Origin of the sequence: Micromonospora arida (assembly GCF_003857035.1) — a bacterium.
Taxonomy (GTDB): domain Bacteria; phylum Actinomycetota; class Actinomycetes; order Mycobacteriales; family Micromonosporaceae; genus Micromonospora; species Micromonospora arida.
Genome location: NZ_QGSY01000330.1, coordinates 1 through 12,437, shown reverse-complemented (window position 1 = coordinate 12,437; position 12,437 = coordinate 1). Strand labels below are relative to the sequence as shown.

At 65.5% G+C, this 12,437-nt stretch carries 7 protein-coding genes and 2 CRISPR repeat arrays; of the genes, 6 read left to right on the top strand and 1 reads right to left on the bottom strand.

Annotation, left to right across the window (positions count from 1 at the left end):
• Positions 1-1,008 precede the first annotated feature (1,008 nt).
• Genes DLJ58_RS32250 through DLJ58_RS32240 form a run of 3 tightly spaced genes read left to right on the top strand, consistent with a single transcriptional unit; the run spans position 1,009 to position 4,696 of the window.
• The gene (locus DLJ58_RS32250) at positions 1,009-2,259 is read left to right on the top strand and encodes an MFS transporter (RefSeq protein WP_244219217.1); all 1,251 of its coding nucleotides are present in this window, start codon (positions 1,009-1,011) and stop codon (positions 2,257-2,259) included.
• 59 nt (positions 2,260-2,318) lie between these two features.
• A complete protein-coding gene (locus DLJ58_RS32245) occupies positions 2,319-3,539 on the top strand; it encodes an ATP-grasp domain-containing protein (protein WP_124862488.1) in 1,221 nt (406 codons plus the stop codon).
• Positions 3,540-3,541: 2 nt separating this feature from the next.
• A complete protein-coding gene (locus DLJ58_RS32240; protein WP_124862485.1) occupies positions 3,542-4,696 on the top strand; it encodes a GNAT family N-acetyltransferase in 1,155 nt (384 codons plus the stop codon).
• A 19-nt stretch (positions 4,697-4,715) separates the two neighbouring features.
• On the opposite strand, the gene DLJ58_RS32235 is transcribed toward DLJ58_RS32240, so the two are convergent.
• Positions 4,716-4,961 (bottom strand): hypothetical protein, encoded by a 246-nt coding sequence (locus DLJ58_RS32235; protein WP_124862482.1) that lies wholly within the window; start codon positions 4,959-4,961, stop codon positions 4,716-4,718.
• 1,005 nt (positions 4,962-5,966) lie between these two features.
• A CRISPR array of direct repeats spans positions 5,967-7,156; the repeat unit is 28 nt; unit sequence CTGCTCCCCGCGCACGCGGGGGTGATCC.
• A 91-nt stretch (positions 7,157-7,247) separates the two neighbouring features.
• A CRISPR array of direct repeats spans positions 7,248-7,822; the repeat unit is 28 nt; unit sequence CTGCTCCCCGCGCACGCGGGGGTGATCC.
• A gap of 737 nt (positions 7,823-8,559) precedes the next feature.
• On the opposite strand from DLJ58_RS32235, the gene DLJ58_RS32230 reads away from it, so the two are divergent.
• The 3 genes from DLJ58_RS32230 to DLJ58_RS32220 are packed head-to-tail and all read left to right on the top strand — an operon-like array spanning position 8,560 to position 12,299.
• Positions 8,560-9,315, top strand: coding sequence for a DUF429 domain-containing protein (locus tag DLJ58_RS32230; RefSeq protein WP_124862479.1), 756 nt, complete (start codon positions 8,560-8,562; stop codon positions 9,313-9,315).
• A 13-nt stretch (positions 9,316-9,328) separates the two neighbouring features.
• Positions 9,329-10,561 (top strand): DUF6361 family protein, encoded by a 1,233-nt coding sequence (locus DLJ58_RS32225; RefSeq protein ID WP_124862475.1) that lies wholly within the window; start codon positions 9,329-9,331, stop codon positions 10,559-10,561.
• Positions 10,548-12,299, top strand: coding sequence for a phospholipase D family protein (locus tag DLJ58_RS32220; RefSeq protein WP_124862472.1), 1,752 nt, complete (start codon positions 10,548-10,550; stop codon positions 12,297-12,299). Before DLJ58_RS32225 ends, DLJ58_RS32220 begins: the two co-directional genes overlap by 14 nt.
• Positions 12,300-12,437 lie beyond the last annotated feature (138 nt).

Here is a 12,437-nt window from a genome sequence, read left to right as displayed (position 1 = left end):
TGTGCGCGACATAACGACGCGTCCGAGCCTGGTCAATTGACAGCTTGTCCCAGACCCGACTCCGTGATCGGTACTGACGTGACGCTACGACCGGCTGGACATCGTTGTCAACGACGCAGGCTGCGGGCGAAAGAAATTTACCGGTGAGACTGCCTGTATCTCCTTGATTAATGGTCTCCCATCTGCGGAAACGTCCTCGCGCCTGGCTAGGGGGTTGCCCCAGGCAACCGTCCGGGTTACTGTGCCACATGCGTCAGGCTGGTTGGCGGCCCCAGGGATTCACCGATTAACAGAGGGTGGTCTCTTTCAGTCGTCGGCCGACCTTGCTATGCATGACGTGGTCACATCCGAGGCACTCTCATAGAAGTGCCTCTTGACGCTAGTCGCGGAACGATGCAAATCTGCAGTCGTCACGCGATCAAGGAATTACCTAGGCCGACATGACACCACGGGGGTAGTGCGTGATGGTTGATCATTATTTAGAAGCTCGCCTAAGCTACGCGCGCCAGCCATAGGCCGCGAGCGCTCTTCTCTGGCGAAGCTGGCTACGCTCTAGATCGATGTCTACGTCCATGCCCAAGTGTCGGTAGACAGCGCCGTGCTAGTCGGCAACGACTACGATTCGCCCATTCACTTCAAGCTCGTGTTTGAAATAAATGGGCGCCCGAGGGTCCTCGCCTTTCGTCGCCATGGCGTACGGCGTGAGCCGGCGATCAGCGTGTCGACTACAGCCACGATGCTGAGCAATCGGGCAGCAGCTCCCGTCGGTTCTCAAACAGCCATAGGCCGCGTTGAACATTATCGCGCCCTTGCGGACGCCCATGCCACCGGAGACGCCCCAGGGCGCCCGGGGATAAATCTCCCCTCACAAAGGAGGTGTAATCATGAGCTACGACCACTGAGCCTGAGGCCTGTCGGGCTCGGCGACCACGCCGGGCCCGACAGAGGTTCACTGACCCGCCGAGGTCTACTACCCCGGACCCTCGGACTTCCTGTTCCTCATGAAGGATGAAAGAGTTGCAGCAGCAAGGAATGGACGCGCCTGCGGAGGCGGATACCGGTCATGCCGAGACCACACTGTGGACCTCAGGCTTCAGATGGTATTTCACCGGTACGTCCGTCTCCCTCTTGGGCACGGCGATGGCCCCGGTAGCCTTGGCATTCTCCGTGCTCGAGCATTCGAGCAGCGTATACGACCTGGGCTGGGTGTTAGCCGCACGGAGCATTCCGCTAGTGGCATTCCTCCTTGTCGGCGGTGCTGTGGCCGACAGATTCCCACGGAGCACGGTCCTTAAGCTGTCGAACCTCGGAGCTGCTTCCACTCAAGGCGTCGTCGCTTTCCTGCTGCTCTCGGGCCGGTACAGCCTCATGCTCATCATCGCTCTTGAATTTCTCAACGGCTCCCTGACCGCGTTCACTCAGCCCGCCATGCGGGGGATCATTCCCCAACTGGTAGCCAAGGCACAGATGCGACGGGCGAACTCCCTTGTCGCCTCGTCCAAGAATGCAATAACGATCTTAGGTCCTACTGCGGCGGGAATCACGGTCGCCACGGTCGGCGGCGGTTGGGCGATCGCGCTCGACTCGGCCAGCTACCTACTGGCCGCGTTCTTCATCTCCCGCATCCGCCTAACCGAAGAGATCGCCCGCAGTTCCCGCAGCGTCCTGTCGGACGTACGCGAAGGGTGGAGCGAGTTCCGCAGTATCCCCTGGGTCTGGTCCGTGGTTGCCTCCCTGGCGGTTACCAATCTCCTCAAAACCGGGATCTGGGTTGTTCTTGGCCCAGCTATCGCTATCACCACCATCGGGGCTGCTTCGTGGGGTGGGGTCCTTAGCGCGCGTGCGGTAGGCCTGCTGGTCATGGGACTTGTGATGTACCGATTGACGGTGAGACGTTTACTCGGCACCGGCCAACTGTTCTTCGCGCTGGGGTGCCTCCCCCTCATCGCGCTCGGGGTCGGTGCCAACGCATTATGGCTCTTCATCGCGGCGTTCATGGCTGGAATCGGCTCGGGCATGTTCGGTCCCGCCTGGGAAACTTCGCTACAAGAACACGTTCCGAACAACGTCCTGTCCAGGGTAACTTCCTACGACGACTTGTTTTCGTACGTCACCGTTCCCATTGGGATGATGTGCGCTGCCCCTGCCGGCGCCATATTCGGCAATGAGCAGGTCGCCCTGGTCGGTGGCATCCTGTTTCTCGCGGCGGCGCTTCTTCCGCTACTTTCCCGCTCCGTTTACAACCTTCGGCACGGCTAGCGCACCAGTCGTGTTGGCGCTGCGACGACGACGATGAGGGAGACGCATTGAATCGGGTTATGCTCCTGGATGTGTCCGGCCCTGACCGTGAGGACCTACTCAAGGCGGCCATCGCCACGGGGCATGAGGTATACACGGCTACACCGCGCGGCCAAGCGTCTGCGACAACGCCGAGGGAGGTCGCCGGCACCGTTGTCGTGGACTTTTCCTCCTACGAAGCGGCAGTCTCAGACATCGTCGCGTTCGCGCGTTCCCGGAGGGTAGACGCGATCGTCACCGTGAACGAGTTCCTCACCCCGGTCGCAGCACTCGCCTGTGCGACTTTGGGTCTTCCCGGAAATGATGCGACGCTCGCCATGGCAGCTCGAAACAAGATCACAATGGTCGAGCGGCTGCATGTAGCCGGAGTTGCTGTGCCATCGACGATTGCGGTGACCGGCGAAGAAGAGGTTTATGATCACCTCCGTCGCCAGACCTTCTCATTTCCGCTTGTCGTGAAGCCTGCCGAGAACGCCGGCTCAACGGGGGTCAGCGTGGTGGAACGGCTGGACGAGCTGACCGCGGCGTTCCAACGTGTACGACTGCAGCGTGGACCGTATGGGATCCACCTCGACCCCCGTGTGGTGGTGCAGGAGTACATCGACGGGGAGGAGTTCAGCGTCGAATCGCTGACGCAGGACGGCCAGACCGAGCACGTGTGCATCACCAAGAAGCAGACCACCTCTGGTGCCTACCGTGTCGAAACGGGTCACACTCTCCCGTCGAACCTCGATCCGATCGCCAGGCAACAGGTTCTGCAGCAGGTGACGATGGCAGCAGCAGCAACGGGTATACGCAATAGCTGGTCACATTGCGAGGTGAAGCGGAAACCGGATGGCGCATGGGTGGTGCTGGAGATCGCTCCACGGATCGGCGGTGGCCGAATCACGTTGCTGACCAGCCTGGCCCTTGAAATTGACATGGCCGGAGCGGCCTTGGCGGTCGCCCTAGGGCAACCGGTTGAACTTGCCCCGACTCGGCGTGCCTTCGCGGCCATCAGGCGTCCCCTGGCACCACGCGGCGGCCGGCTCCTCGCCGTGCAGGGCATGCCCTGCACCGGAGTCAACGTGCCCTTCTCCGAGGTGACCACCGAGATCGGCGCATCGGTGGCCAGTCCGGACAGCAACAGCGCGCGCGTCGGCTACTTCATCGTCACCGCCACGGACGAGACGTCGGCCGACCAACGAGCCGACGAGTTGCTGAGGGGCGTCTCGGTCATCGTCGAACCCCAAGGCAACTGAGGATGAACATCACGCAAGCCGAGCGCGCGGCAGATCTATGCGGATGGGGCGAGCTCGCTATCGACAAAACCTTCTATCTGAACCCTCGCTGGTTGACTTATGTCGACTCGGACGCCCGCGGGCGAGGCACTTACTGGGGCGCGTATGCCGACGGCTCCCTGGTTGCGGGCGTCTCATCGCATAATCCGCTATCCCTGATGAGCAGGGCATACAATTTCAACGCTCTGTTCGATGTCGACACATCCCACCGCTCGCCACCCGCGCTCCTCGGCGGCCGGCAGGGCTACCTGTCGGGCTTTATCCGCAACCAGCGTTTCCCATCCGATGTCGTAGAATCCGCGCTGGCCAAGCTGCTTCGCGCCATAGAGACAGCGACCCCGGAACGTGATTGCTGGTGGCCATATCTTTTGTTCGAGGATGCTGAATCAGTGCTCCGCGCGAGTCTACTCCACGGGAGCATTCGCCGGCCCCGCGTGCGGCTCGCCCGCGCAGACTGTGTCATTGACCTAGCAGGCTCGAGCGTTGAGGACCACGTGGAAGCCCTACCGACGGCCAACAGACGGTCCCACTACCGCCGTGAAGCTGCGCGGTTTGACAGGAGCCCCTTACGAGTCGAGGAGTTGCGCCTCTCTGAGAGCTGGCGAGACCTGGCACCATTGCTGGCCAACGTGCAGCGAAAGTACGGCGACCACAGCCCGAGCGAAGTCTATGCTGACTCTCTCGCTCGCCAAGCAGCCATGCTGGACGAGGACGCCGTCGTGTTCGGCTGCTTTTTGGCCGATCGGCTAGTCGCCTTCTCCCTGTTCTACAAGACCGCGGGAGAACTGAGCTTCCGCGGCGTCGGCTTCGACTACGAAGCCTTGCCCGGTGTCGGCGAGTACGCGCGGCTAGCCGTACATGCCCCACTCGAATTTTGCTATCAGCGCGGGATACCACGGTTGAACCTCGGAGTGAGCTCCTACGAGGCGAAGGTCCGGCGGGGGGCCCGAATACGACCCCTTTGGTCTCTGCTACCACCGTGGGCAGAACATATCCCTCAATCAGTAGATCTCGCGAATGCGCGACTGGGATCGATGGCCACGAGCGAGGCGGTCCGCATCGAAAAAGTTGTCGGAGATCAATGGCGACGCTTGTCGATGACAACTATAGATACCTAACCCGATCGCGACGCGTCCGTTACTCCCGCAGGCAGTCGGCGGGGCGCGAAGCGTACCGGCCGTGCGCCACCAGGTCGGCGAGCAGGTCCGGTGGGATCTCGTACAGGTATCCGCAGCCGCGGTCCACGGCGAGAGCGCCGCCGTCGACGCTGGAGATGTCGGCGTCCAACGTGGTGTCGCAGCGGTCGCAGTGCACCCGGGGCCGGGGGTTTCGGCGGCTGCCCCAGACCTGCGCGGCGGGGGCCGACCGCGGGCGACGTCCCACAAACGCATTGCCCAACGGTGCGCAGGGATGACGAACCTGGTCGCCGACGCCGGTAAATGGGGGGTTTTCGGGGGGCGGTTCAAAACCCCATAGACAAACTTAAAGCCCTGACCAGCGTTTACGCTGGTCAGGGCTTTTTGTCTGTCGGGACGGCCGGATTCGAACCGACGACCCCTTGACCCCCAGTTTTACAACGATTCTGTCACGCCATGCCAGAACAGTCTTATACGTCCTCCAATGCGGACAGAACCGCATCCCCTAATGATGCCCACTGCCGGCTCATGTCAGCCACTCCTCCGCTGCGGACCGTGATCCGTTACCGAAGTGGTTACGGCGGTTAGTCAAGAGTCCGCGCTGACGTTGAGTCCAGCAGCTCTGTGATGGACCGCATTTTCTGCAAAGCATCCTAGGAAAAATCACTACTGCTAGACCACAATGAGCGCCCAGTGCCCTATCTAGCAGGAGCCAGCCCGCTAGGACTTCCCGTCCCGCCTTCCATCGACCCAGCGAAACAGTGAGCGTGCCGTCGCTCACTCCGCCGCAGCGCGAACCCGACCACTCGCTACGGTGGCAGACCTCGTAGCGGTCTGCTCGGCTTGCCGGGTAGATGACCGCCTGGACGACTCCTCCACGACGATCATCGAAACGGCGACCGCGCCTGTCCGACCTGAGCCTGGAGCGCCTCCACCGACGGCTCCGTAACCGCCGCCTACGCAGAACCTCAACGTGCTGGCGTGGAGCGATTCCATCCCTCACCTCGCGTTTCTGGGCCCACTGACTTCGCCTAGTCGGTCGCGAGCGCGTGACCTCACCTCTGCTCAGCCGGTAAGTGGCAGTGTTCGCTGGTCATTCCACTGAGCCTCACCAACTACGCTGTAGCCGAACTCGCTTTGCCCTCCACATGCCTCCTTACACCGACCGGAACCGAGACCGAGTGCGATGATCTTGCGGAACCTAGTGAACAAAAACCGCGAAGTCGATCTCTAACGCCGCAGGTCAAGAAGTCTGCTCCCCGCGCACGCGGGGGTGATCCCTCCGGCTATGCGGCGCTGGTCGCCGAGATGGCCTGCTCCCCGCGCACGCGGGGGTGATCCCGTGGTCGCCCGGGCGAAAGCCCTCGGGCTGGCCTGCTCCCCGCGCACGCGGGGGTGATCCTTACCCTTGTCATTGAAAGCTTCGAAAGCGGGACTGCTCCCCGCGCACGCGGGGGTGATCCCACCGTCGCGGCGACCGTCTGATCGGATCCCCCCTGCTCCCCGCGCACGCGGGGGTGATCCCATCGCGGAACGACTCACGGCCGGTGCCCGCAGCTGCTCCCCGCGCACGCGGGGGTGATCCGTACGTTCTAGGACGCGGCAGCCAGCGCAGGGCCTGCTCCCCGCGCACGCGGGGGTGATCCGCACACGCGCAGGTCGCCGACGTACCGGTCGCCCTGCTCCCCGCGCACGCGGGGGTGATCCTGCGCGAAGGCCGACGGGGGCGACTGCTACTGCCTGCTCCCCGCGCACGCGGGGGTGATCCGGGGGGGACCACCAGTGGACCGCGACGCCACCATCTGCTCCCCGCGCACGCGGGGGTGATCCGAAGGCAACCGCTCGTGTCCGTGCCAAGCTGAACTGCTCCCCGCGCACGCGGGGGTGATCCCCTCACGATGGTTACGCTCACACAGCGGCCTAGCTGCTCCCCGCGCACGCGGGGGTGATCCGGTGTCCAGCGCGGACCCCCGCCGCCGGTCCCTCTGCTCCCCGCGCACGCGGGGGTGATCCTGGAACGGCTACCCGAAGGGGGCGCGCCGCGTCCTGCTCCCCGCGCACGCGGGGGTGATCCCGCTGGTGCCCGTACCGCGTTCACGGCCGGTAGCTGCTCCCCGCGCACGCGGGGGTGATCCGTGCTGGCAGAGGCTATCGAGGTACGCGGCGGGCTGCTCCCCGCGCACGCGGGGGTGATCCCGCTGCGCTGGCGGACTTCCGCGCCGGGTCGCTCTGCTCCCCGCGCACGCGGGGGTGATCCCTCGGGGAAGTACCCACACCAGTTCGTGCTGACCTGCTCCCCGCGCACGCGGGGGTGATCCCCACCCCGACGCCGACCATGACTGCGCGGACATCTGCTCCCCGCGCACGCGGGGGTGATCCCTCGTTTCGGCGGAGGATCCGGGCGCCGCCGGCGTCTGCTCCCCGCGCACGCGGGGGTGATCCGGCGGGGGCGCTTCGCCAGGCCCGGCGACGGGCCTGCTCCCCGCACGCGGGGGTGATCCCTTCCTGATCAAGGTCGGGTCGAGGCCGGGCATCTGCTCCCCGCGCACGCGGGGGTGATCCCACGGCAGGCCCAACGCGCCCGGTGCAGAGCCGCTGCTCCCCGCGCACGCGGGGTGATCCCGGCTGCTCGTCACGCTCCATGCCGGCCCCCCTGCTCCCCGCGCACGCGGGGGTGATCCACTCCGTGTCTTCTGCAACCAACGCAGAAAAGTCTGCTCCCGGCGCACGCGGGGGTGATCCGCGAGCGCACGCTAACCGGGTCCACCACGCGGTCTGCTCCCCGCGCACGCGGGGGTGATCCGATGAACCGGGCGAACTCCTGCGCCTTCGGCGACTGCTCCCCGCGCACGCGGGGGTGATCCAAAACCCCGCACACAGGGCGCCGGGGAGACTTTCTGCTCCCCGCGCACGCGGGGGTGATCCGCTGCTCATCAACCGGGAGTTGGGCCGGATCCGCTGCTCCCCGCGCACGCGGGGGTGATCCCGCGACCACCTCGCCGGGCCCTGCCCGGTCGTCCTACTCCCCGCGCACGCGGGGGTGATCCCTGCTCCAGCTCCTGGCCCACCTCCATCCGGACCTGCTCCCCGCGCACGCGGGGGTGATCCCCCGCTCGTCCGCCGCAAGCCCTGAGGAGCCCGCTGCTCCCCGCGCGCGGGGGGTGATCCGCCGGGCCGCCCGACGAGCAACGCCGCGTGGCTCTGCTCCCCGCGCACGCGGGGGTGATCCGCTGATCGGGCTTGGCGAGGAAGAGCCGCCGGACTGCTCCCCGCGCACGCGGGGTGATCCTACTTTCGCGCCTCAGACTCGACGTGGCAGTCCCTGCTCCCCGCGCACGCGGGGGTGATCCGGGGGTCGGCTTCGGGAAGGTGTACGGCGGCGGCTGCTCGCCGCGCACGCTGGGGTGATCCCGGCGGACGCGTCCAGCCCGTCATCACGATCTCCTGTTCCCCGCGCATGCGGGGATGATCCCTCGCTCCGGCGTCGTCCGGCTCGCCCCACATCTGCTCCCGAGCACGCGGGGTGTCCACGTCGGAGACGCAGTTGGCGATGCGGGCTCGCTGCTCCCGCACGGAGTGATCGTCGTCCGACTCCGCTTCTTCTCAGGTGGACTGTTCCCCACGCACACGGGGTGATTCCGCGCGCCGGCCGACGCATTGGACTGGACAAACTCGAAGCGTGGGCTTACAAACCGTCATTTCCATCGCCCGCCACCACGTGCGGAGGCCGTAGCAACGAAGAACCCGGCTCGTGGCCATGCTGGCACTGATATACGGCTGAACGGCTTCCAACGACCGTCGATCGGATCATGACCGCCGACCCCAGCAGTTCCTAGAGTGGTGAAGTGTTAACCCTCGGCGTTGACCTCGCAGCCGCAGACAAACGTACGGCGATGGCCGTGATCGAGTGGCTACCAGGCCGGGCAGTGGTACGGGAGGTAGTCCTTGACGTCAGTGACGCTCGGATCGTCGAAGCGAGTCGGCGCGGGGACAAAATCGGGTTGGACTGTCCGCTCGGTTGGCCAGAGCCATTCGTCGCACTCGTTACGGCCCATCAGGCCAGTCATGTAACCGTCGATGACGGTGGCGGCGCGCCGTGGCGGCGTCGCTTGGCCTATCGCCAGACTGACGAGGTGGTACGCAAGGAGACCGAAATCATCCCCCTCAGCGTGGCTGCAGACCGCATCGGGCACGCCGCCTTCCGCTGCGCCGGTTTGCTGGCGATGCTGGCCGCCGATGGTCAGGATGTCGATCGTTGCGGCGACGGCAAGATCGTTGAGGTGTACCCGGCAGCGGCCTTGAACCGTTGGGGCTTAGCGCATCGCGGTTACAAGGGGCGCCGTCAGCAGGCCCAGCACGCCGAACTCGTCACCGCATTGTGTGCGGCCGCGCCCTGGCTGGAGCTTGGAGCGTTCGAGGCGTTGGTCCGGCGTAGCCATGATGCGTTCGACTCGGTGGTCGCGTCGTTGGTTGCCCGTGCCGCAGCGACCGGCAAGGCGAGCAGGCCGGACGACGAGCAGCGGGTCGCCGCGCGTTCCGAGGGATGGATCGCGCTGCCTACCTACCCTCTCGCCGGCCTTCTCGACTTGGCAGCAGCGTAACCGGAGGGTACCCATGGCTTCAGGACTGAGCTGGCTGGACAGTTCCCGCGACGATCAACACCGAATGCGGGAGTTACTCAAGCTCTTCAGCGACACGGAAAGCCGGGACGAGCTGGGCATCGGCCAGGTCCGGGACGCGTTCAGCGACTTACTCTTCCCTGGCACCTCCGTTTTGCAGGCCCGGGCGCGGTACCTACTGATCGTGCCGTGGTGCTACCAGGAGGCGCAGCGGCGTGGACTGCACGGTGACCGTCTCACTGCGCAAGTGGACCGCACCGAACGAAAGGTGATCGCCGCGCTGCTGCGAGGCGACGACACGGAGGGCGTGATCGGTCGCCGGGCTGGTGTCGGGGTACAGACGCTGCCGTCGAGCATTTATGCGGCGGCGTTGCTCGAGTACGGCATCCGCACTGGTGACGATGAGGGCGCATCGAACCGCCGATTGGCCGGACTGGCCGACGCCGATGAGCTGACGGAACGAGCGAGCGGGATCTGGCACCCGACGCTGCCGGCCCGACCGACGAAGTTTCCAGACGAGGTTGAGGGTGGATTGAGGCTAACGCCGGATGAGGGCCGTTGGCTGCGAGAGCGGATCCTCACTGCGGCGCCCGGCACATTGTTGGCGTACCTCCTTGAGCCCGAACATCGACCCGGTTGGGACAGCGACGCACCATGGGAGGAGCCGGCGGTGCTGGCCGCGCCGGATCCGATCAGCTCGCTGGTACGGGACGCCGCCTTGTTTTCGCTGGCGATCCGCGGCGCGGCGTTGCTGTACAACCTCCTCGTGGCGGAGCGGTACGAGGAGACCGGTCTGACCGAGCGTGAGGCGCCGGTGGCCCGATATCGAGACAAGTTGTCGGGCTGGAACCAGCGCGTGTCGGAGGAACAGGGCCTCAAGGGCTGGGACCGGTCGGGCATGTGGGACCGGTTGATCGAGAGGAACCCCCGAATAGCCACGAACGCCGCTGCGCGCCGGTTCATCGACCGCTGGCTTGACGCGGTCACGAGCGGAACTGCGAGCGATGCCGCCACGGACCAGAGCCTGCGCAATCTCGTGGCCGAGCGGGAACGGGCGGTGAAGAAGGGGCAGTCACGGTTGATCAACGACAAGCTGTTGCGTACGTGGAGTGGTGCCTCCGGCAGTCGACCGCTGGTGTATCGATGGCCTCAAGTCCGCCGGATCCTCGTCGACATCCACGAGGGCTGCGCCGCTGACCTGTCGGAGGCTGCGAATGCTCGCGCCTGACACTCGTTCGCTGCTGCTCGATGCCTTGCGCCCGCCACCGGGTATGCGGATGTCCCGCGCCGTGGCGTTGACCTTCACCCTGGATCTGGAGAGTCTGCTGGTCGCCCCGCTGGCCTTCGCCGCGCACGGCTTACGCGAGACGACCGACCCGATTGCGGTGATGGAGGGTGTACGGCAGTGCGCCGACAGGATCGACGTGTTCTGTCAGGCGGGGCAGATCGCGGTTCCACCGACGAAGTCAGCGCTGCTGGCGTTTGTCGAGCCAATGGTGCACCAGGTGCGCCGGCCCAAGCCGGGTCGGCTGTTCCACCCAAAGCTGTGGGCGCTGCGTTTTGAGGACGAAGCGACCGGGGAGACGTCGCTGCGGCTGTTGGTGCTCAGTCGCAACCTGACTAAGGACCGCAGCTGGGACGTGTGCCTGCGCCTGGAAGGCTACCCCGGCACCCGCCGGGTGGCGGGCAACAAGCCCTTGTTCGACCTGCTACAACACACGCTGCGGCTGACGGTCGCGCCCCTGCCGCCGGACCGGCAGGCGGCGGTCGAGGCGCTGGGCGAGGATCTACGCCGAGCCGCGTGGGAGTACCCCGACGGCGCTCGGGAGATGTTTTTCCATGCGCTAGGAGTTCCTCGTACTCCTTTACCGGACTTCGCAGGCACACGTCACCTGGTCATTTCGCCGTTCTGCACGCCCGAGGGTCTGGGCCGGTGCGCACCGAGCGGCAAGCTGGCGTTGGTGAGCCGGCAGGAGACTTTCGACTGTCTGCCCGAGGAGAGCCTGGCCGGTTCTGAGACGTTCGTGGTGAACGCCTTGGCCGGTTTGCCGACTGAGGAGTCGCCGTCGGGCCAGGAGGTGCTCAGCGGGCTGCACGCAAAGGTGTACGTGGTGGAGAAGGGCCATCAGGCGCGGGTTCTCCTCGGCTCCGCAAATGCCACAGGTGCGGCGTTCGACGGCAACGTCGAGCTAATGGTGGAGCTGGTAGGTGGCCGCGCCCAGTGGGGTATCGATGCTCTCCTTGGCCCGAAGGCAGCGTTTCGCGAGATCCTCGAACCCTACGAACGCCAGAACGTCGCCGAACCGGATCCCGAAGCGGACCGTCTCCGTAATCTGGTCCGCGACCTCGCGGCAATTCCGATGCTAGCTACCGTCATGCCCGAGGCAGACAGCTACCGCCTCCGGGTGACCTCCCAAGACACCGTGCCCAATGTGCAAGGGGTACGGATCACCTCGCAGCTACACACTCGCCGCGGTGAGGCGATCGTGCTCGCGTCGGGACAGCCGGTCGACGCAGAGTTCGCCGGGCTTGCGCTGGTCGACATCACCCCGTTCGTCATCGTCTCCGCCGAGGACAGCAGCGGCCGGGGACAAGCCGTCATTGTCGCCGCCCTGGTCGGCGATCCCGTGCACCGCCTCGATCACGTCATCGCCCAGCAGATCGACACGCCGGAGAAGTTCCTGCGATTCCTGCTGCTGATGCTCGGCCTCGGCACTGATGCCGCCATGCTGGTGAGCGGCGACGCTGGCGGGGCCGGCGCGTGGCGTAGCAGCGGAACTGGGATTTTCGAACTGCTCCTCAACGCTCTCGTTGACCGTCCGCAACAACTCGACGACCTGGCCCGGCTCGTCAGCCGCCTGGAGGCCAGCGGCGACGGCAGGCGACTGCTGCCACCCGGCTTCACCGAGCTGTGGCAGGTCGTCACGCAAGCGCGGCATGCGATGACGGAGGCGGTGCGCGCATGAGCCGGTACGACGCTAGGGCCCGTGTCGAAGTCTGGGCCAGGGCTTGAGCTGGTTTGAGGATCTTCGCGTGTCGGAGATCGAAAGTAGGCGAGGTCTCCGGTAGACGGTTCAGCGACCAAGCAGAACCTGAAACCGGAG

What these genes read in the sequence shown, in the direction of transcription:
- DLJ58_RS32250 (WP_244219217.1), top strand. Translation starts at nt 1,009, where the DNA reads ATGAAAGAGTTGCAGCAGCAAGGAATGGACGCGCCTGCGGAGGCGGAT.
- DLJ58_RS32245 (WP_124862488.1), top strand. Translation starts at nt 2,319, where the DNA reads ATGCTCCTGGATGTGTCCGGCCCTGACCGTGAGGACCTACTCAAGGCG.
- DLJ58_RS32240 (WP_124862485.1), top strand. Translation starts at nt 3,542, where the DNA reads ATGAACATCACGCAAGCCGAGCGCGCGGCAGATCTATGCGGATGGGGC.
- DLJ58_RS32225 (WP_124862475.1), top strand. Translation starts at nt 9,329, where the DNA reads ATGGCTTCAGGACTGAGCTGGCTGGACAGTTCCCGCGACGATCAACAC.
- DLJ58_RS32220 (WP_124862472.1), top strand. Translation starts at nt 10,548, where the DNA reads ATGCTCGCGCCTGACACTCGTTCGCTGCTGCTCGATGCCTTGCGCCCG.